This is a genomic window from Mesorhizobium sp. M1227, from assembly GCF_040318315.1.
In the GTDB taxonomy this organism is placed as follows: domain Bacteria; phylum Pseudomonadota; class Alphaproteobacteria; order Rhizobiales; family Rhizobiaceae; genus Mesorhizobium.
In genome coordinates this window covers 1-20,077 of sequence record NZ_JAMYLZ010000002.1, presented here as the reverse complement: position 1 = coordinate 20,077, position 20,077 = coordinate 1, and the positions used below count along the sequence as shown (strand labels likewise).

21 protein-coding genes are annotated in these 20,077 nt (G+C 61.4%); 10 read left to right on the top strand and 11 right to left on the bottom strand.

The features are described 5' to 3' along the window. The first annotated feature begins 91 nt into the window (after positions 1–91). Complete coding sequence (locus NKH28_RS03360) at positions 92–646, top strand: HdeD family acid-resistance protein (RefSeq protein ID WP_352474525.1); 555 nt, start codon at positions 92–94, stop codon at positions 644–646. Between the two features lie 79 nt (positions 647–725). Here NKH28_RS03360 and NKH28_RS03355 read toward each other — a convergent pair whose 3' ends face one another. Further along, entirely contained in the window at positions 726–1,709 is a 984-nt protein-coding gene (locus tag NKH28_RS03355; protein WP_352772785.1) for a bifunctional riboflavin kinase/FAD synthetase, read from the bottom strand. Positions 1,710–1,718: 9 nt separating this feature from the next. Continuing rightward, complete coding sequence (locus NKH28_RS03350) at positions 1,719–2,579, bottom strand: TIGR01459 family HAD-type hydrolase (RefSeq protein WP_352503369.1); 861 nt, start codon at positions 2,577–2,579, stop codon at positions 1,719–1,721. Between the two features lie 337 nt (positions 2,580–2,916). On the opposite strand from NKH28_RS03350, the gene NKH28_RS03345 reads away from it, so the two are divergent. After that, the gene (locus NKH28_RS03345) at positions 2,917–4,884 is read left to right on the top strand and encodes a pilus assembly protein TadG-related protein (RefSeq protein WP_502895757.1); all 1,968 of its coding nucleotides are present in this window, start codon (positions 2,917–2,919) and stop codon (positions 4,882–4,884) included. 119 nt (positions 4,885–5,003) lie between these two features. Next, on the top strand, positions 5,004–5,636 hold the full coding sequence (locus tag NKH28_RS03340; RefSeq protein WP_352685524.1) for a LysE family translocator: 633 nt from the start codon (positions 5,004–5,006) through the stop codon (positions 5,634–5,636). A gap of 6 nt (positions 5,637–5,642) precedes the next feature. Here the strand turns inward: NKH28_RS03340 and NKH28_RS03335 are convergent, their stop codons facing one another. Both NKH28_RS03335 and NKH28_RS03330 read right to left on the bottom strand, forming a co-directional pair. After that, the gene (locus tag NKH28_RS03335) at positions 5,643–6,467 is read right to left on the bottom strand and encodes a DUF2189 domain-containing protein (RefSeq protein WP_352926230.1); all 825 of its coding nucleotides are present in this window, start codon (positions 6,465–6,467) and stop codon (positions 5,643–5,645) included. Positions 6,468–6,600: 133 nt separating this feature from the next. Beyond that, positions 6,601–7,350, bottom strand: coding sequence for an SDR family oxidoreductase (locus NKH28_RS03330; RefSeq protein WP_352978093.1), 750 nt, complete (start codon positions 7,348–7,350; stop codon positions 6,601–6,603). Between the two features lie 110 nt (positions 7,351–7,460). Here NKH28_RS03330 and NKH28_RS03325 point away from each other — a divergent pair, with 110 nt between their 5' ends. Continuing rightward, positions 7,461–7,832: a winged helix-turn-helix transcriptional regulator gene (locus NKH28_RS03325; protein ID WP_352503373.1), complete on the top strand. Its 372-nt coding sequence runs from the start codon at positions 7,461–7,463 to the stop codon at positions 7,830–7,832. A gap of 101 nt (positions 7,833–7,933) precedes the next feature. Here the strand turns inward: NKH28_RS03325 and NKH28_RS03320 are convergent, their stop codons facing one another. After that, entirely contained in the window at positions 7,934–8,638 is a 705-nt protein-coding gene (locus tag NKH28_RS03320) for a glutathione S-transferase family protein (RefSeq protein ID WP_352503374.1), read from the bottom strand. A gap of 108 nt (positions 8,639–8,746) precedes the next feature. On the opposite strand from NKH28_RS03320, the gene NKH28_RS03315 reads away from it, so the two are divergent. Further along, complete coding sequence (locus tag NKH28_RS03315) at positions 8,747–9,112, top strand: winged helix-turn-helix transcriptional regulator (RefSeq protein WP_352503375.1); 366 nt, start codon at positions 8,747–8,749, stop codon at positions 9,110–9,112. A gap of 275 nt (positions 9,113–9,387) precedes the next feature. On the opposite strand, the gene NKH28_RS03310 is transcribed toward NKH28_RS03315, so the two are convergent. After that, on the bottom strand, positions 9,388–9,837 hold the full coding sequence (locus NKH28_RS03310; RefSeq protein ID WP_352541600.1) for an SgcJ/EcaC family oxidoreductase: 450 nt from the start codon (positions 9,835–9,837) through the stop codon (positions 9,388–9,390). A 62-nt stretch (positions 9,838–9,899) separates the two neighbouring features. Here NKH28_RS03310 and NKH28_RS03305 point away from each other — a divergent pair, with 62 nt between their 5' ends. After that, positions 9,900–10,355, top strand: a complete 456-nt coding sequence (locus NKH28_RS03305) for a MarR family winged helix-turn-helix transcriptional regulator (RefSeq protein ID WP_352503377.1) — start codon at positions 9,900–9,902, stop codon at positions 10,353–10,355. Between the two features lie 235 nt (positions 10,356–10,590). Next, the gene (locus NKH28_RS03300) at positions 10,591–11,109 is read left to right on the top strand and encodes a CAP domain-containing protein (RefSeq protein ID WP_352503378.1); all 519 of its coding nucleotides are present in this window, start codon (positions 10,591–10,593) and stop codon (positions 11,107–11,109) included. Between the two features lie 43 nt (positions 11,110–11,152). On the opposite strand, the gene NKH28_RS03295 is transcribed toward NKH28_RS03300, so the two are convergent. From NKH28_RS03295 to NKH28_RS03280, 4 genes are all read right to left on the bottom strand, one after another. Continuing rightward, complete coding sequence (locus NKH28_RS03295; protein ID WP_352926232.1) at positions 11,153–13,840, bottom strand: EAL domain-containing protein; 2,688 nt, start codon at positions 13,838–13,840, stop codon at positions 11,153–11,155. Positions 13,841–14,013: 173 nt separating this feature from the next. Next, positions 14,014–15,549 carry a DHA2 family efflux MFS transporter permease subunit gene (locus NKH28_RS03290; protein WP_352503380.1) on the bottom strand — a complete coding sequence of 512 codons (1,536 nt, stop codon included), beginning with the start codon at positions 15,547–15,549 and terminating at the stop codon, positions 14,014–14,016. A 318-nt stretch (positions 15,550–15,867) separates the two neighbouring features. Further along, the gene (locus NKH28_RS03285) at positions 15,868–17,046 is read right to left on the bottom strand and encodes an HlyD family secretion protein (RefSeq protein WP_352926235.1); all 1,179 of its coding nucleotides are present in this window, start codon (positions 17,044–17,046) and stop codon (positions 15,868–15,870) included. Continuing rightward, the gene (locus tag NKH28_RS03280; protein ID WP_352503401.1) at positions 17,043–17,522 is read right to left on the bottom strand and encodes a MarR family winged helix-turn-helix transcriptional regulator; all 480 of its coding nucleotides are present in this window, start codon (positions 17,520–17,522) and stop codon (positions 17,043–17,045) included. Before NKH28_RS03280 ends, NKH28_RS03285 begins: the two co-directional genes overlap by 4 nt. 135 nt (positions 17,523–17,657) lie before the next feature. Between NKH28_RS03280 and NKH28_RS03275 the strand changes: the two genes are divergently transcribed. Further along, positions 17,658–18,320 (top strand): FAD-binding oxidoreductase, encoded by a 663-nt coding sequence (locus NKH28_RS03275; protein WP_352977786.1) that lies wholly within the window; start codon positions 17,658–17,660, stop codon positions 18,318–18,320. A 40-nt stretch (positions 18,321–18,360) separates the two neighbouring features. On the opposite strand, the gene NKH28_RS03270 is transcribed toward NKH28_RS03275, so the two are convergent. Continuing rightward, positions 18,361–19,296, bottom strand: coding sequence for a bifunctional helix-turn-helix transcriptional regulator/GNAT family N-acetyltransferase (locus NKH28_RS03270; RefSeq protein ID WP_352971419.1), 936 nt, complete (start codon positions 19,294–19,296; stop codon positions 18,361–18,363). A gap of 217 nt (positions 19,297–19,513) precedes the next feature. Here NKH28_RS03270 and groES point away from each other — a divergent pair, with 217 nt between their 5' ends. Both groES and NKH28_RS03260 read left to right on the top strand, forming a co-directional pair. Continuing rightward, positions 19,514–19,810, top strand: a complete 297-nt coding sequence (gene groES / locus NKH28_RS03265) for a co-chaperone GroES (protein WP_006203049.1) — start codon at positions 19,514–19,516, stop codon at positions 19,808–19,810. Positions 19,811–19,872: 62 nt separating this feature from the next. Continuing rightward, positions 19,873–20,077, top strand: a 205-nt coding sequence (locus NKH28_RS03260; protein WP_281061927.1) for a TCP-1/cpn60 chaperonin family protein, incomplete at its 3' end; no start/stop codon positions are given.

Sequence of the window (20,077 nt, the reverse complement as noted above, 5' to 3'; positions counted from 1 at the left end):
ACCCTCACTGCCTGCTCGCTTTACGAGAAGGCACATCGGCGTTACCTTCAAAGCCGACAAAAAAGGCCAAGTAGTCTTGAGGGAGAGGGCGATGACACTGCACGGCGATGCCTTGAAAGATGCGATCAGCCAGACGCGGGCGAAATGGGGATGGTTCGTCGCGCTCGGGGTGCTGCTGCTTGTCTTCGGCGGCATTGCCTTCGGCAATCTGTTCATCGCAACCGTCGCCTCGGTCTTTGTCGTGGGCTGGCTGATGCTGATGGCCGGCATTGTCGAGATCATCCATGCCTTCGGCGTGAAGACATGGGGCCGCTTCTTCTATTGGCTGCTCAGCGGCCTCCTCTACGCCGTCGCCGGCTTCTTCGCGTTCGACAATCCGGTCCTCGCCTCGACGGTGCTGACCTTCCTCCTGGCGGTCGCGCTTCTTGCCTCAGGCGTGCTCAGGGCCTGGGTCGGCTACAGCCACCGGCCACAGCCCGGCTGGGGCTGGGTGGTCGCGGCCGGCGTCATCAGCGCGCTGGCGGGACTGGTCATCGCCATGGGCTGGCCGGTCAACAGCGTGTGGGTGCTGGGCCTGTTCCTGGCCGTCGACCTGATCTTCCAGGGCTGGAGCTTCATCGCCCTTGGCTTGGCGCTGAAGAGATAAATTCTGGTTGAGCATGATCTTAATCGGAAAACCGGTTCCCACTTTTTTGCTTCGCTGACCTTCGGTTCGGGACCATGCTCTAAAAAGCTATGGCCGCGTCCAGCCCGGAAAGCGGCCTGACGCCGGCGAGCAGTGCCTTCGCCTCGGCCTCGTCACGCTTCATCTGGGCGACCAGCGCGTCAAGCCCGTCGAATCTCACCTCCGAGCGCAGGTAGCCGAAGAAGGACACGGCACAAATCTCGCCGTAGAGGTCGCCGGAAAAGTCGAAGACGAAGGTCTCCAGCAATGGCGCGCCATTGTCGTCGACCGTCGGCCGGCGGCCGAAGCTGGCGACGCCATCGTGAAGCGAACCGTCGGCGCGGCGGAAGCGGACGGCATAAATCCCTTCCTTGAGGGTGGCTTCCGGCGAAAGCCTCATGTTTGCGGTCGGAAAGCCGAGTGTCCGGCCGAGCTGCTGGCCGCCGATCACCTCCGCCTCGACGGTGAAACGGTAGCCGAGCAAACCGGCGGCCTCGGCCACATTGCCCTCGCACAGCAGCGTGCGTATGCGGCTCGACGACACCACCTCGGCGCTTTCGTCGCGAAACGCATCCACCAGCGTGACGCCGAAGCCGTGGCGCTCGCCGGCAGCCATCAGATAGGCCGGGCCGCCCTGGCGGTCCTTGCCGAAATGGAAATCGAAGCCGGTGACGGCGTGGCTTATGCCGAGGTTGCGCTCGAGCACGCCGGTGACGAAAGCCTCCGCCGACAAGGAGGCGAACTCGCGTGTGAACGGCTGCTCGACCAGCGCCGCAAAGCCCAGATGCGACAACAGCCGCGCCTTCATCGGCGGCGGCGTCAGCACGAACAACGGCATGTCCGGCCTGAACACCTTTCGCGGATGCGGTACGAAGGTCAGCACCAGGGCGGGTACGCCGCGACGCTCCGCTTCGGCGCGCGCGCGTTCGAGCACCGCCTGGTGGCCGCGGTGGACGCCGTCGAAATTGCCGATAGCCACCACGCCGCCGCGCAGATGGGCCGGCAGCGGTGCGGTTGCGGAAATGCGTTCGAACATGGCCGTCATGGCTTGAACCTATTGCAGCCTGGGAATCACCGCGACCGGCCTGTAGCCATATTTTTCCAGGAAGGCCGCGAGCCTGGCCGGATCCGGCTGCAGCGTCTCACCGTAATCACGGGCATGGATGCCGCCCGATACGTAGAGCACGTCGAAGCCATTGTCGGCCGCGCCCTTGATGTCGGTCATCATGCCGTCGCCGATGGCCAGAACTTGCGAACGCTCGACCGGGCGGCCGAGAATGACGGCGATCTCCTTCATGGCGACATCATAGACCGGCGCGTAGGGTTTGCCGGCGATCAGCGTGCGTCCGCCAAGCTGTGCGTATTCGCGGGCCAAAGCGCCCGCGCACCAGATCATGCGTTCGCCGCGCTCGACGACGATGTCGGGATTGGCGCAAATGAAGGGCAGGTTCCTGGCACGCAGCCGCAGCAGAAGATCGGCATAATCCTCCGGCTTCTCCACCTCGTCATCGAACAGGCCAGTGCAGACCACGCCGGATGCTTCGAACTCCTCGACGAGTTCGACGTCGAGGCCCTCATAGAGCGTGAAATCCCGATCGGCGCCTATGTGGAAGATCTTTCGCGGCCCTTCCGCGATCAGGTCGCGGGTAACGTCGCCGGACGTCACGACACGGTCGTAGGCGGCGGGAGGAACGCCGATGGCGTTCATCTGCGCCACCACGTCGGCGCTGCGACGCGGCGAATTGGTGATCAGCACGACAGGTATTTTCGCCGCGCGAGCAGCGATCAGCGCGGCAGCCGCCGCCGGGAAATGCCATTCGCCGTTGTGCACCACGCCCCAGACGTCGCACAGGATGGCTGAATAGGCTCCCGACAAGTCTGCGAGCGAACCGATGATGTCGGGCGAATCCGCCATGCCGTTGTCCCTGTACCATGATGCTTGCAAGCGCCGCGACCGACGGTCCGCCGCGACCGGTTGGGATTAACCGAAGCGCTTCACCCTGTCACCAGCTTTCATAGCGCCGCAAGATTGTGGCACGGGGACGCCGGCGAGGACGCGAGGTGAAAGCTTTTCTTTTCCAGCGCCTTATCCCCTTTTTTAGAGGCTTTGCCGCGGGAAGCTCGAAGCAGCATTGCCGATTGCGGATGCGTGGTTAACAGGGATTGAAAACCCGTACCGGCCTTGAACGTATTTCAGCAATCGGAAATTTAAAAATGCGTGGCATCGTCCGGGAAAAATGGGGCGGGCGGGAATGCTGAAGGCAATAGTCGGAGAATTCCGACACGACAGACGTGGCAACTACTCGTTAATGACTGCAATCACCATTGTGCCACTGATGGCCGGGCTGGCGCTCAGTGTCGATTACGGGGAGTTGCTGCGCCAAAAGCACGAAACGCTGAACGCCCTTGATGCGGCCGGCCTCGCCGCCGCCCAGCAGATCGTTGCCGGCGCCAGCGACAACGACGTCAAGGCCTACGCCAAGACATTTTTCGAAACCAATCTCGCACGTATCGACCCGGCGAATACAGCGCTGACCGTCACGCTGCCCAACAACAATGCCGGCGGCGGCACCCTGAAGCTCTGCGCCAGCCTCACCTTCCACCCCTATTTTCTACCGGCCGCCAGCCTGCTGATCGGCGGCACGGCAAGTGACACGACCTTCACCGAATGTTCGGAACTCCGCCTCAAGAACACCCTCGAAGTCGCGCTTGTGCTGGATAATTCCGGCTCGATGAGTGATCTCGGCTCCGGCACCGGCGAGAAGCGAATAAACCTGCTGAAGTCGGCCGCCAAGCAGCTTGTCGATACGCTGGCGCTTCAGGCGCAGCAGATGAAGCAGATCACCAAACCGGTGCAGTTTTCTCTCGTGCCGTTTGCGGCCTCGGTCAATGTCGGCCCTACCCACGACCAGGACGGCTGGATGGATCAGGACGGCATGTCCCCGATCCAGCACGAGGATTTCGACTGGACGACGATGAGTGCCGCCAACAATCCGGACAAATATGCCGAGAAGCTCAACGGCGTCTGGTACAAGCGCGGCACCGGCTGGGGCGAGACCAAGGACCAGCCGCTGACGCGTTTCAGCCTCTACGCCGACATGACGGTCGAATCGGGCCGCGAAGAGGTACCCAATTCGAAGCAATATGTCTGCGACACATACAAGAAGAACGGCACCTGCCAGTACGGCCACTGGAGCGCACCGGAATATATCTACACCACAAGCCGCTATGCGAGCTGGCAAGGTTGCGTCGAAGCACGGCCATATCCCTACAATGTCGACGACACCACGCCCGATACAGCCGCGCCGGCCACGCTTTTCGTGCCGATGTTCGCCCCGGATGAGGCTGGCACTCTGTGGCTTGATTTCAACCGTGACGGCATCAACGACGTCATCAGCACGTCCTACAATTACGGCAACAACTGGTGGGCCGATTGGCCCTATGTCGCCGGTCCTACCGCTTCCCAGCGCCAGTCTGACATGCGCAAATATTTCCTGGTAAAACCATACGGTTCGCAATCCGCAGCCGCGGGCGATGGGCCGAATTCCTCCTGCACCACCAACCCGATCACGCCGTTGAAGGACGTCAGCCAGGACGCACAGAAGCAGGAAATCAAGGACGCCATCGACGCCATGGCGCCGAACGGCAACACCAACGTGCCGGAGGGCCTTGCCTGGGGCTGGCGAACTGTATCGAGCAACCCACCGTTCACCGATGGTCGGCCGAACAGCGAGAGGGGCAACGACAAGGTGGTCGTGGTGCTGACCGACGGAGCCAATACCTATAGCGCCGTCAGCGACGGCAGCTACGCCAACAACAGGTCGACCTACGCCTCCTACGGCTACACTGGCCTGACCTATCCGGGATCTGGAAGCGTAACCCGCCTGTTTATGAATACCAGCACCGATATCGGCAAGACCACCTATACCGGTGCCAACTACACGGCAGCACTCGACGAGCAGATGAAAACGCTCTGCGCCAACGCAAAGAATTCGAACATTCTGGTGATGACGGTGGCGCTCGACCTGTCGCCTACGGATGCCGGCGACAAGAAGGCAATCGATGCGCTGAAGGCGTGTTCCTCGGATTCGCGCTTCCGCAAGGATCCGGCGGACCCGAGCAAGCCGGCCAAGCTGTTCTGGAATGCGACGGGCGCGACGCTGTCCGACAATTTCAAGGAAATCGCCAACGAATTGTCGAACCTGCGCATCGTCGGCTGAAGGCGATGGGATTGGCGACTAAGGCAGGGGGGCCCGGCGCGCTGGCGCAAAGGCTCCTGCCGCCATGCCCTTGCGGGTGATGGAAGCATGTGGTGAGTGTCCCCACCGGAGATGCGCTCTTGCCTGAACCCGCCAACCATCTTGCCTTCGCGCTGGTCTGCCTCGGTATGGTGCTGACGCCCGGCCCGAACATGATCTATCTGATCTCGCGCTCGCTGTCGCAAGGGCCGAAGGCCGGACTGATCTCGCTGGGCGGCGTGGCGCTCGGTTTTTTGTTCTACGTGCTGTCGGCGGCGTTCGGCATCACCGCGTTGCTGCTCGCCGTGCCCTTTGCCTATGATGTGCTGCGCCTTGCCGGCGCGCTCTATTTGCTGTGGCTCGCCTGGCAAGCGGTGAAGCCCGGTGGGCGCTCGCCCTTCCAGATCCGCGAACTGCCGAGAGACAGGCCGCGCAAGCTGTTCGCCATGGGCCTGATGACCAACCTGCTCAACCCGAAGGTGGCAGCGCTCTATCTGTCGCTGCTGCCGCAATTCATCAGCCCCGGCAAGGGCCACGTGCTGTCGCAGCTTCTGGTGCTCGGTGCCACACAGGTCGCGATCAGCCTGACCGTCAACGCCATCATCGCGGTGACGGCCGGCTCGATCGCCCTCTTCCTCGCCGGGCGGCCGCTATGGCTGGTGATCCAGCGCTGGATGATGGGCACGGTGCTGACCGCGCTGGCCGTCAAGATGGCAACCGACGCGCAACGCTGATCGGTCCTACATCGGCCGCCGGTCCGGCTGTGGCCGCTCCGGTTCGACCACCCTGCGGTAAAGATGCCAGGTCGCGTGGCCAAGGATGGGCATGACGACGGCAAGCCCGGCAAATAGCGGGATCGAGCCGATGACCAGCAGCACGGCGACCATCAGGCCCCACAGCGCCATCTGCAGCGGGTTTGTCAGAACTGCCCTTGCCGACGTCTCGATTGCCGAGACCGCGCCGACATCGCGGTCGAGCAGCAGCGGAAAGGCGACGACGGTCGTCGCCAGCACGATCGCGGCAAAGGCGAACCCGGCCAGGTTGCCGAGCAGGATCAGCGTCCAGCCCTTGCTGGTCGTCAGCACCTCGCGAATAAAGCCGACAATAGAGGCCGGAGGCTGATTGCCGTACAGGCTGGTATAGATCGATTGCGCGGTGAACAGCCAGAGCAGGAACAGTACCACCAGCATGATACCGATGACCGCAATCGCGGGCAGCGCCGGAGAGTGGCGCACGTCGAGCGCATGCCACCAGGATGTATCCATGCCGAACTCGCGCCGGCGGCTGATTTCGTAAAGGCCGATAGCGGCGAACGGACCGACCAAAGCGAAGCCGGACATCAGCGGATAGATGAGTTGGATGGCGTTCGAGCCCGACGTCCACTGCGTCAGGATCAGGCCGACCACCGGATAGATCAGGCACAGGAACACGTAGTGCGACGGCTTGGCCCAGAAATCCTCTACGCCGAGACGGAGCGCATCGAGCAGATCCTCGGTGCTGATGCGGCGCACCGTGGGCTGTACATGCATTCCACGTGCGTCCGCCATGACATGAAAGCCGGCCATAACCTTTCTCCCGTGGGTCGGGGCGGCCGCCGCCAGGATGGCCGCCCGTAGCTGCCACTTCTCGTATAAGCACTATGGTAGTCGATTTAGGGGTGATTGTCGCCAAGTCGATGGTCACGATGGTAAATCCCGGTTATAGATTTCCGACGCCACCATCGACGAGCAGTTCCGTGCCAACGACGAAGCTCGACTCATCCGATGCTAGAAACACCGCCGCCTTGGCGAGTTCCCAAGGTTTGCCCATCCGGCCGATCGGCACTAGCGCGCGTATCTGATCGCCAAGCGCCTTCTCGTCCGCTTCGGGCAGACCCAGCTTGCCCAAGGCCGGCGTCTCGGTCGGCCCGGGGCTGAGGCCATTGACGCGAATACCGCGCTCGATCATCTCACCCGAGAGGGTGCGCGCCAACGACAGGAGGCCAGCCTTGCTGGCGGCGTAGGCGCTACTCTGGGGCAGGCCGATATGGGCACTGACCGAACCGCACAGGATGATCGATGACGGGTTGGAGAACATCGGCAACAGGGCTTGGATCAAAAAGAACGGCCCCTTGAGATTGGTCTGCATCAGACGGTCATAGACCACCTCGTCCCAATCCTGCAGGGGCTGATACATCACATCACCGGCGTTGATGTTCAGTATGTCGAGCCGAGGCCAGCACTGCGCGAGTTCGGCGGCAAGCGCACGCTGATCGGCGAGGTTGCCGGCATCATTCCTGATCACCTGCGCCGATCCGCCCAGCTCGCGCTGCGCAGCTTCCAGCCCGGACGGGCTCCTGCCGGTGATTGCCACCGTCGCACCCTCGGCCAGGAACTGGCGCGCGGTTTCGAGACCGATGCCACTGGTTGCCCCGGTAATGAGGGCATATTTGCCTTTCAAGCGACCCATGATTTGGCGACCCATGATTTGCCTTCCCAAAGACGATGAGAATGGCATTGTCGACACGATAGTATGCTTTGTATAGTAGGCACCGAATGGGTACTAAAGGAAATAATTTCATGGCGCAGGCAAAAGCCATCGAGGTAACGCCAGTCGAAGGCGGAAATGGCACGACCGATCGTTGCCCGATGATCGATTTCGTCAATCTGGTTTCGGGAAAATGGGCCATTCCCATTCTTTATCGCCTGATCGTCACCGGTTGTCCGATCCGCTTCGGCGAGCTCCAGAGGGCCGTCGCACCGATTACGCAAAAGGAGCTCACGCGGCAGCTGCGCCTGTTCGAACATCGCGGTCTGGTCTATCGGAGGGTCTATGCCGAGATGCCGCCGCGCGTGGAGTATGAGATAACGCCGCTGGGTAGAACCTTGCGTGGCACGCTGGATTCGCTGGCCGACTGGATGCGTGTCAACGCATCCCACCTGATCACCTGACTAATCGGGCACAGATTGTTTGCCCTGCCCGGCCAAAGCCACGGGCGGTCACCGCGCGGCACCACACTTTGGCGCCGCGCGGCTGAGATGTGTGACAAAAGCTAGGCAGCGAAACGATCGATCACTTCGGCCAGGGGGACATGGCCAAGACAGGCACCCGAACCCGCCGGCTTTTCGCCACCCTCGATGGCCTGTGCGTATCGCACGGCCGGATCGGCTTCGATGCGGCGGCGTAGCGCCGCCAGCCTGGGATAAGCTGCGCCGTCGACCGCCTGGTGGAACTCCGCCCAGCGCGCTACGCCGATCAGCGTGGTATCGGCAAGCGTCGGCCGGTCGCCGACCAGGAAATCCGTGTCGAGGATCATCGCCTCGAGCTGGTCATGGCGGTTGGTAACGACCTTGCGGCCGAAATCACGCAAGGTCGCCAGCAGCACCGGTTCCGCCGACTCCATTTCATATGCGGCCCAGAGCGGGGTGAAAGCGGCGGTGAAACCGGTGTTCACGAAAGCCATCAGCTGATGCATCCGGTCGCCCTCCGGCGAGCGAGGATCGAAGCTGATACGGCGTTGCGTATCGCGGGCTTCGAGCCAGGCGGCAATCGCCATGGTCTCGGTGAGCACCCTGCCCTCGTCCGTGATCAACACCGGTGTTTCCTGACGACCGTTGATGCTGGCATAGGCGTCGTTCTTCATCTCAGTGAGCATATCGACGCGACACAGGCGGTAGGGTTGTCCGACGCGTTCAAATGCAGCGACAAGCCCCATCGAACTTCCCAGCGGGAAGCCGTAAAGGAGAATAGGTTCCATTTCTTTGTCTCTTCCATGATTTAGGGATTACGCTGCGCAGCGAAACTTGACCCTAAACGCTGGTCGCCCCATGTAAATTACGCACTATTCTGTAACCAGGTCCCCGCCATGAAAGATGTCGTCTCACGCTGCCCGATCGAGGAGACTATGCGTGTGCTCAGCGGTCGCTGGCCCACCTTGCTGCTCTACTACCTCAAGGACGGGACCAAGCGCTTCAGCGATTTGAGGCGTGACAACCCGACAGTTTCGCACCGCATTCTGGCGCTGGAACTGCGCAAGCTGGAGGAAGCCGGGATCGTGCGGCGAACGGCGCGTACCGGCTATCCGCTTCGCGTGGATTACGACCTCACGGAGCCCGGTCTCAAACTTGTGCCACTCATCGACGCCCTGGGCGATTGGTGGGAAGATACCGAGGACGATCGGGCCGACCGGGCTACATCGACGCCGGAAATCAAACTCGTGGCGGCGGAATAGCCGACCGGCGATCACCGCCGCAAAGAACTGCCGGCGAGAGCCAGAGCGCTCCAAGCCGTTCATACATTAGATTCCGCAAGACCAAGGCGACCGGCTATGGGGCGCGCCATTGTGGCCAGCCAAACCGGGACAAGGCACCGCCATCCGGCACCAACTCCTGTAGCATAGCTCGCCAATCCTGATCACCTGATCCGCCGTTCGATCTCGTTGCCCGATCAGATCGGCTTGACCATGCTGGCTGGCTGTCGCTTTCGATCCTGACGTGAACGAAGAGCCTACTTATCCTCTTGAAGTTTCTCCTGAGACTTTGCCATTTGATCGTCCCCAAGTTCCATATTGTGCATCGTTGCAATCAACCATTCATCATGATCCCGCGTCGCCACTACGCTGATTAATCCGCGCCGACGCGGCCATTCGTTTCCCATCGGATCGAGCGCGCCAGTCATGGACCACCGCAGGTCGAGCGTGGCAACATCAGGGCGAACAAGCCTGTTCCGCACGCTTTCGGCGGATAGATGGCTGTACTTGAACATCTTCTCAAAAATTGGGGCATGGAACTGCTCGATCTTGTCACGTCCAGTCGCCTGCATCCCGAAGACGTTTGTAAATTCGGCATCTGCCGCGAATACGGCGGCAAAGGCGCGAGCATCGTGACGATTCCAAGCTTCGATCAGCCTGTGCGCGACACTTTCCACCCCTTCAGTTCGGACGTTGCCGGTAGCCATGCTGATCTCCTGTCATATAGTTCGGTTGCCATACTATATGGGCACCATATAAGTTTGAAAAGATGGATAATCAGCCCTACACGCAGTCTCTGCTTCTCTATGCTTATCAATCGTCGGCGAGCGCCTTGGTCCAGGTTCTCCGGGAGAGCGGCCATGCGGCAATCAAGCCCAAACACGGCGCTGTATTCGCCAACATCGACGCAGAAGGAACCCGACCCAGCGTCCTCGCACAGCGTGCGGGCATTGGCAAAGCATCGATGGGTGAGTTGATCGATGAACTGGAGCGCCTCGGTTATGTTCGGCGTTCGCATGATCCGAACGACAGACGGGCCAAATTAATCGTTGCAACTGACGCGGCGCTTGCGGTGATCCGGACCGTCCACGATTTCAATCAGCGTCTCGAAGACCAATACCGAAGGCTGCTTGGTGCTCAGGCGTACGAATCGCTGCGGTCGTCACTGCAAGCGATATCCCCCAGCGAAAATTTGCAACCGAGGATACCTCGCCAGCGCTCGTGAAGCCGCAAAGGTAGGGCAAAAGAAACGCTCTGTCCGTGAAGGCCTGACTGGGTATCGAGCTCCTGGGAGTATCGAGCCCGAACAGCCGTCTGGGCGAATGCTGCCATCCGAGCAGGCCTGTTTCGATTGAGCGGTGAAATCAATCTGACAAAGTGTCATCGCGTCAAAACCATTCATCACGCATTTTCACCGCCCTGCCCGGCAAAAGCCATGATCGCGGTTATGTCAGGCGGGCATGACCGTTACGAAAATCGAAAATTATCAGGCCCAACCAAGCCTAAGCAGGCGCGTGCTGCTCAGAGCTGCCGGCCTTGGCGCCCTTGCCGGGCTCACCGCCTGCGCAACCGCCGTGCTGCCTACCGGTGAAAGCGCCGGTGTCTCTGCTTCCGCCGCCGGCACGCTGGCCGGCATCCGCGCTTCGGCGGGTCTGGGGCCGCTCGCCCCCGATGCCCGGCTCGAGCAGGCGGCGCTCCAGCAGGCCGGATATATGGCACGCGGCGGCCGAATGAATCACACCACCGGCTGGGGCAAGGACTTTGCCTCGCGCGTCAAAGACAATGGCATTGCCGGCGCTGCCGCCGAAAATATTGCCGAAGGCCGCTTCGACCAGCAGAAGCTGTTCGATATCTGGGTGCATTCGCCAGGCCACCGCCGCAACATGCTCGACCCGCGCTTCACCCGCTTCGGCCTCGCCTATGTGCGCGACGGCCGCGACAGCACGCTTCGCTACTGGTGCCTTGTGCTCGGCAGATAACTTCCACCATTTGGACGGCGGAAGCCTGCTGGCGACCGATCCGTCAGTCTTTGCGGCCGCCGCCGAGCAATTCCTCGATCTCCTGCGCACAAACCGGCCTGCTGAAATGATAGCCCTGCATTTCGTCGCAATTGTTCCTGCGCAGGAAAGCAACCTGATCATCTGTCTCAACGCCCTCGGCGATGACCCTCAGGTTGAGATTTTGCCCCAATGAAATCACCGCGCTGGCCACAGCCTGATCGTTCTCGTCGGCGGCGAGATCCTTGATGAAGGACTTGTCGATCTTCAGCCGCGCCACGGGAAAGGTCTTGAGTGCACTGAGGCTGGAATAGCCGGTGCCGAAATCATCGATCGAGATCTGGACACCCAGGCTTTGCAGGGCGTTCATGGTGGCGACCGCCAGCTCGATATCCTGCATGATAAGGCTCTCGGTCACCTCCAGCTCGAGATACCTGGCCTCCAGGCCGCTGTCCTTCAGCGCGCTGACGATGCGATCGATCAGGTTGCGCTCCCTGAATTGCCGCGCCGACACATTCACGCAAACGGTCAAGGGCGGCAGTCCTGCGTCTTGCCAGGCTTTGTTCTGCCGGCACGCCTCATGCAGAACCCAGTCGCCGATCGGTACGATCAGACCTGTCTCCTCGGCGGTCGGGATGAACATCGTCGGCATTACCGTGCCAAGCGTTGGGTGGTTCCAGCGTATCAGCGCCTCGACCGCAAAAACCCGACCTGACCGAAGGTCCACCTGCGGTTGGTAGAGCAGCGTGAATTCCGAACGCGCCAAGGCGTTTCGCAACTCTTCCTGAAGCACGAATTTTTCATGCGCCCTGGTGTTGAACTCCGGAGCGTAAAACTGGAAATTATCGCGGCCGAACTCCTTGGCGCGATACATGGCCGCGTCGGCATTTGCCAGCAGCGTATCGGGATCCGTCCCATCCTTGGGATAGTTGGCAATGCCGATGCTGGCCGTCGCCCGCACAAGATGCGCTCCGAGCCGAACCGGTTCGGCGAGTGCAGCCCTGAGCTTTTGCAAGGTCTCGGAAACGAGATCGACGTTCGCCGGCTGGTCGAAAAGCACGACGACGAATTCGTCGCCGCCAAGCCGCACGACGGTATCGGTCGCCCGGACGCAGTCGACCATGCGACTTGCGACGGTCTTCAGAAGCTCGTCGCCGGCATTGTGGCCGAGCGTGTCGTTGACGAATTTGAAATTGTCCAGATCAATGAACACCACCGTCACCCAGCGATCGTATCGCTGGGCGTACAAGACCGCCTGTGAAAGCCGGTCCTCCAACAAGGCGCGATTGGGAAGCCCGGTCAGCACGTCATGATTGGCCATGAAGTGGATCCGGTCTTCGGCCTGTTTGCGTTCGATGGCGATCCCGGCGATGCGCGTGGTGAAATCGATGAGGCGAGTCTCGGCCTCGGTCGGTTCGCGCACCGTCATAGAATACATCGCAAAGACGCCGAGCACGGCGCCCTGATGCGACAGGATCGGTGTCGACCAGCATGAACGCAAACCGTGTGGCCGCGCGAGTTCGCGATAGTCCTGCCAAAGCGGATCCTGCATGATATCAGCGACAATCACCGGCTCGCGCCGATAGACTGCGGTACCGCAAGACCCTGCCCTTGGGCCTACCGCGGCGCCGTCGACGGCGTCGGTGTAGTCTCTCGCCAGGCTCGGCGCGGCGGCGTGGCGCAAGTGGCTGCCATCCTTGTCGAGCAGCAAGACCGAACCGAATATCCCCGCCAGTTGGGACTCGACCAGACGCATGAGCCGCTCGAGCACGTCTTCGAGGGGAGCGCTCTTTGCGATCATCTCGAGGATATGCGCCTGCCCGTCGCGAAGGATTTCGGCCTGCTTGCGCGCAGTGATGTCACGGGCAATGCCGACGAGGCCGAAAATGTTGTTCTGAACGTTGCGCAACGGCAGTTTCGTAGACAGGAACCATTTGCCGGTGCCTGACGCATCGACGACGAACTCCTCCTCGTCGACCATCGGTTGTCCGTCGCGCATCAGTTGCTGCTCGATGAGGCGAAATTTCTGCGCAAGATCCGGCGCGTGAAGGTCGAAGTCGCTCAGACCGATCATGTCGCTCGTGCTGTCTCGACCGCTGTCGGACGCAATGGCTCGGTTGGCGACGACGAAGCGGCTTTCGGTGTCCTTCACCCACATGTAGTCAGGCACCAGGTCGATGAGCGTCTGCAAGGAGATACGCTCGTCGACGACCAAGCGGTTGGCGCTGAGCTCGCTGATGTCCTCATGCGTGGCCACCCAGCCGCCGTCAGGCATCGGCTGATGGCAGACCTGAATTGTCCGGCCATCGGCGAGCTCGGCTGTCCAGTTCCCCGAAGCCGTGCCCGAATTGACTGCCCGGGCCAACGCCAGATAAGCGTCCGCATTCATTGCCGAGGTTCCGACAGCGACGCGCCGCTCGACGATTTCGCGCAGCGCCGCACCCGGCTGCAATTGCTCCGGGGCAAGGCGATAGATTTCCGTGTAGCGTCGATTGCACAGGATCAGCCGTTCATCGGCGTCAAAGAAACAGATGCCTTGCGAGATGTTCTCTATCGCGGTCTGGAACCGCAGTGCCTGGTCCTGAAGTGCCGCAATCGTGGCGCGAAGCTCGCGCTCGAGGGCCTCATATGAGGCAGTCGCCAGTTGTGCCAGCGTCGTTAAATTTGCGGATTCGGGCGCGTCGGCGGTTTGCCTGGATGACTTCGTGGCCAAACACAATTCCTCCCGCTGATGCTTGAGGCAAGCAAAGGAGGCTCGCCTTCAACCCAAAAGCGACTGCATATTGGTCCGGATATACTAATGGCAGGTGAACCTGGCTCAACGCCGACGCGACCGGCACGGCAACGGAAACCGTGGCCGGTCGCGGTTGCCGTAAGCCCTGAGGCTTAGTCCATATGCGCGGCAGGCGTCCCACCGGCGGGCGGCGCAGCCTTTGGCTTGCGCAGCAGGAAAACAAACGGGACAGCAAGCAGCGTCATCATCATCAGCAGCTTGAAGTCATTGACGTAGGAGATCATCATCGCCTGGACATTGACCATGCGATCCATCAGCGACAGCGCCGTCGGATCGCCGCCCGCCGCTGCCGGCGATGCCGCCCAGAGGTTGGGATTGAACGGATTGATGTAGGCCGAAAGCTCGGCATGGTTGATCTGCGTGTTGCGTACCAGCAGAACCGTCACCACCGATACGCCGATCGACGAGCCAAGATTGCGCACCAGGCTGAACAGCGCCGTTGCATCGGTGCGGAAACGCGCGTCGAGCGTGGCGAAAGCCACGGTGGACAGCGGCACGAACACCATTCCCATTCCAAGGCCCTGGATGACGCCGGAACTGAGGATAAGCCAGTTGTCCATCTGCGGCGAAAAGCTCGACATCGTGTAGAGCGATTGCGCGGTCAGCAGGAAGCCGATGACGACGAGGATCCTGGCATCGATCCTGTGCATGATCCGCCCGACGAACAGCATCGCGATCATCGTGCCGACACCGCGCGGGCCCAAGACGATGCCTATGGTGAGGGTCGGATAACCGAAGATGGTCGACAGCATTGGCGGCAGCAGCGACATGCTCGCCAGGATGAGCACGCCCATGACAAAGATGAACGCGAGCCCGGTGACGAAATTGCGATCGAGGAAGATCTTCGGGTCGATAAAGGGGTGCTCCGCCGTCAACGTGTGGATGGTGAATACCCAGAAACCGGTGATGGAAAGACCAAGCTCGATCCATATCTCGATCGAGGAAAACCAGTCGACCTCGCCGCCGCGATCGAGCATCAGCTGCAGCGCGCCGACACCGAGCGAGAGCATGGTGAAGCCGAAGAAATCGAAGCTGCGCACCCGCCGGGCGACGCTGGGAAGATATGCCGCCATGCCAAGGAAGGCGATGATGCCGACCGGCAGGTTGATGAAGAACACCCAGCGCCAGTTGAAATTCTCGGTCAGCCAGCCACCCAGCGTCGGGCCAAGGATCGGTCCCAGCATGATGCCGGCGCCCCAGATGGCCATGGCCTGGCCGTGGCGTTCCCTGGGGTTGATGTCGAGCAGGAAGGTCTGCGACAGCGGCACGATGGCCGCACCGAACACGCCTTGCATGAGCCGGAACAAAACGATGGTCTCAAGGCTCCAGGCGATGCCGCACAGCATTGAAAAGACGGTGAAACCGACCACGGCCGTCAGGAACAGCTCCTTGCGACCGAAGCGGTCGGCCAGCCAACCGGTCACCGGCGTCATGATCGCCGCGGCAACGATGTAGGAGGTCAACACCCAGTTGATGTTGTCGGGGGAGGCGCCGAGATCGCCGGTCATGGTCGGCAGCGCAACGTTGGCGATCGTCGTGTCGAGCGCCTGCATGATCGTCGCAAGCATGAGCGCAACTGTGATCAGGCCACGGTGCGGTACTTCGCGAAAGGGTTCTGGGCTGCTCATGACGTAAAACTTCCAGCAGGTAACAAAAACGTGTACATTAGGTTTCCGGACGGCGAGGCCCCGCTGTAGAGAGACCCTCATCGCGGTGGGACGCGAGCATCGATGTGGGGGTTACATCGACTGAGCGTCTCGACAAAGCGGGCGCCTGCCGCCCGGAAACCTGAGGACCGAAGATCCTGCGCGACGTTGTCTGCTGAGGCAGGCTACAGCGCAGCCCGTCTACGCATTCAACTTTTCCTGCGCCTCCCTCGGACCAATCCTGCATCCATCTCGCTGTTTGCTATATGCGGCCGCTACCAGGGCTCTTTACCTGGCCTCTTACCTGGCCTCGCCTGCCGTGGCGCGGCGGAAAATGCTCGGCAGCCCGCGGGAAACGCCGGTGTCCACCGTGACGGTCGCGCTCATGCCGGTGCGCAGCGCCGCCTTGGCGTCGGCATCGGTCAATTCCAGGCGGACCGGAATGCGCTGCGTGACCTTGACCCAGTTGCCGGTAGCGTTCTGCGCGGGCAGCAGCGAGAACTCGGCGCCGGTGCCGGCGCCGATCGCCTTGACGGTGGCTTCGAACGTCTTGCCCGGATAAGTATCGACCATGATCTCGGCCTTCTGGCCGGGTTTCATGTTGGTGAGCTGGGTTTCCTTGAAATTGGCGTCGACCCAGGTGTCGCCGGTCTCGACCAGCGAAAACAGCGGCGTGCCCGAACCGACATACTGGCCGACCTTGAACGAAGCGGCCTGGCTGATGATGCCGTCGGCTGGTGCCTTGACCGTGGTCTGGACCAGATCGTAGGCCGCCTTGTCGCGTGCGGCGAGCGCCGCCATTACCGTTGGATGCTTGTCGGTCTCGATGTCGGGATTGCCGCCAAGTGCCGCCTTGGCGCTGACGATCCCTTGCTGGGCCACGGCCAGCTGCTGCTTCGCCTTGTCGAGGTCGTTCTTGGCTTCGTCCAAAGACGACTTGGCGTTGATGCCCTTGCGGGCAAGGTCGGCGGCGCGGTCATATTGCGACTGCGCGTACTGGACCTGGCTTTCGTCGGACTTCTCCTGCGCCAGCGCCTGGCTGTAGGCCGCACGCAGCTGCTCGACATTGAGCCGTGCGCCGGCCACCGCCGCGTCGGCCTGGGCCAATGCGATCCGGTAGGGCTCGGGATCGATAGCGAACAACACGTCGCCCTGGTTGACAGACTGGTTGTCGAAAATGTCGACCTGAACGATGCGGCCCGCCGTATCGGCGGCTATCGAAACCTTGGCCTGCTGCAGATTGGCGTTCTCGGTCTCCTGATAGCGGCCGCCGGTCACCCAGACATAGCTGCCGCCGGCGATCAACGCAGCGGGCAGCACAAACATCAAAAGGAAGCGGCCGGCACGGCGCTTCTGCTTCGGCGCCACCGGCGCCGGAGCTATCTGCGGAGCGACCGTTACCGGAGCTGCCGCCGGCTTCGCGGGAGCTTCCAGCTCCAGCTTGGCCGCATTCTCATCTAGTTTGGCTACCGCGTTCATGCTGCTGCGCCTTCCGTATTCTTCACTTTTTCCGAGGGCGGCGCCTCACCATCTGCAAGATTCTGCACCATTGTCTCCAGAGCCCTGACCAGGACGCGGCGATCTTCCGGCGAAACGCCAACGAGCGATTCCTCATAGACCTCGCCGGCAAGGCTCTTGACGTGGGTGTAGGCCGCGTTTGCCTTGGCGGTCGGGAAAATCATGCGCACTCGCCTGTCGGTTGCGTCGGGACGACGCTCTATCCAGCCGCCCTCCTCCATGCGATCGACAAGACGCGAGACGCTGATCGGCTCGATTTCGAGAAGCTCGGCAAGCCGCGCCTGCGCGACACCCGCCTCCTTGGCGACGCGGACCAGAAGCCGCCACTGCGCCGAAGAAAGGCCGAAACCACTGGCGCGCGCTTCGAAGCGCTTGCGCATCAGGCGCTGCACGTCGTGGATCAAAAAGCCCAATCTGTCGATGCCGTCGGAAACCATGAGCGACATATATAATAAGCGTGCTTATAATTCAAGGAGCCGGATTGTGCCAGAAGCCGGCGAGTGTGCATGGCAGTCGGTGCAGGGCGATCGTGGTTAGCAATTTATTACGCCGGGCGCTTGTGACGCGAAGCGATGCGGTTCTCGAGCGGCGCCCCGGATGAGCTGAGCCTGGATGCAGCACTTTTGACGGCGCCCTCGGGCGAACGCTTCTTCAGCATATCGGCGTGCTACATCGGCCCCCTCGACGAAGGTCAGCAAATCATTCAACCTCTGAGAGAGTATGGCACGCCAGTTGAGCGCCGGATTGCTCCTGTCCCCTATCTTCAAGTCCAATCGGCCGGGGACAGCCTCTTTCGGCGCGGGCGGCGCTACTACTGGAAGGCGCGCTTCATGCGCGAAATCACAGATCAGGCGATCGATACCATGCTTGCGGCTTACATGACTGCACCCAGCGAATCGCTTCTGGTCCTGCAGCAGGTTGGCGGCGCCATCTCGCGAGTACCGATGGACGGAACGCCCTACGCCAATCGGGATGCGCTTTACGATTGCTTCCCGATATCGATCTGGGACTACCCGTCTGACGACGAAACGCACATCCGATGGGCGCGCGACCTGTGGGATGCAATGAGACCGTTCTCGACCGGCGGCGTCTATGCGAATAATCTCGGCGAAGAAGGCACTGATCGGGTTCTGGCGGCTTACGGCGAGAATTATCCGAGGTTGGCCGCACTAAAGAACAAGTATGATCCCACCAATTTCTTTCGCTTGAACCAAAACATTAAGCCTGCGACCTGAGCGACCGCCCCAGGCCGATGCTCGAAATTCTGCGGCGCTGCTACAGCTCCAAATTCCAGTTCTGGCCGACCAGATCCTTGCCGAAGGAATGGTGGCGCTCCTCGTTGGTCAATTTAAAGCCCGCAGCCTCATAGATGTGGCGGGCGGCGGCGAGTACGTCGTTGGTCCACAGCGTCAGTGTCCTGTAACCCGTGGCGCGGCAGAAGCCGATACATTCCTCGACCAGCCGCTTGCCGATGCCGAGGCCGCGCGCCGACGGCTCGACATAGAGCAGGCGCAACTTCGCCACCGCGTCCGACTGGCGCACGACGAAGACCGAGCCGACGACCTCCCCTTCCCGCTCGGCGATCCAGCTGCGTTCCCATTTCGGATCGAAGAATTTGACGAAGGCACCGAGGATTTCGGCGACCAGCGCTTCATAGGTTTCGTCCCAGCCATATTCCTGCGCGTAGAGCAGGCCCTGGCGATGAATGATCCAGCCGATGTCGCCGACTTGCAGAGGCCGCAGCATATAGGGAATTTTGGGCTCGGCGCTTCCGCCCAGCAAACGCTGCACCGTCTGCATGGCCTTGACCAGCCTGTCCTGTTCGGCAACCGAAAGCCGTTCGAGCAAAGCCGCGACCTGGTCGTGCGAACCCTGGTTCAGCGGCGCGAAGGCCTGCCGCCCGGCCTTGGTCAGCGCGATCGACGAGCGCCGTGCATCCGCCTCGATCGTGGCGCGCTCGACCAGGTCACGCTCCTCGAACTTCTTCAGCAGCCGGCTGAGATAACCGGCATCGAGGCCGAGATCGCGCGCAAGGTCGGTGGCGGTCAGGCCATCGCGATGCGCCAGCTCATAGAGCACCCGCGCCTCGGTCAGCGAGAAGGTGCTTTTCAGCAGCCCTTCGTCGAGCAGCCCGATCTGGCGGGTGTAGAAGCGGTTGAAGGCCCGCACCGCGTCGATCCGCTCCTTGCCTGGGTGATGATGAATGGTCATGGCATCCTCCTCCCGGCAAGATCAGCGATTTAGTTGACTTGGTCAAGTATCCGTTTGAAGCAATTGTCCTGATTATGCCCAGCGGGCGCCTTGACTCGCGCGAGTTGCCAGCCTATTTCAGCGCCACGTTAGCACTCCCCCAAGATGAGTGCTAACCACATGTCCGGCGCCGCCGGACGGAGGAACTGTTCTCACCATTCTCATCGAGGAATAAAAAATGGCAAAGTCGAAGTTCCGCCCGCTTCATGACCGCGTGGTCGTTCGTCGGGTCGAATCCGAATCCAAGACCGCGGGCGGGATCATCATCCCCGATACGGCTAAGGAAAAGCCGCAGGAAGGCGAGATCATCGCCGTCGGTTCCGGCGCCCGCGACGAAGCCGGCAAGCTCGTCCCGCTGGACGTCAAGGCCGGCGACCGCATCCTGTTCGGCAAGTGGTCGGGCACCGAAGTCAAGCTCAATGGCGAAGACCTTCTGATCATGAAGGAATCCGACATCATGGGCATCATCGGCTGAATATCGGCCTCACCCTCATTTAAATCTTCGGGCTCAATCCAAGCCCCTGCCAGGAGCTAAAAATGGCTGCCAAAGACGTAAAATTCTCCCGCGACGCTCGTGAGCGCATGCTGCGCGGCGTCAACATCCTCGCCGACGCGGTGAAGGTCACGCTCGGCCCCAAGGGCCGCAACGTCGTCATCGACAAGTCGTTCGGCGCACCGCGCATCACCAAGGACGGCGTCACCGTCGCCAAGGAAATCGAGCTTGAGGACAAGTTCGAAAACA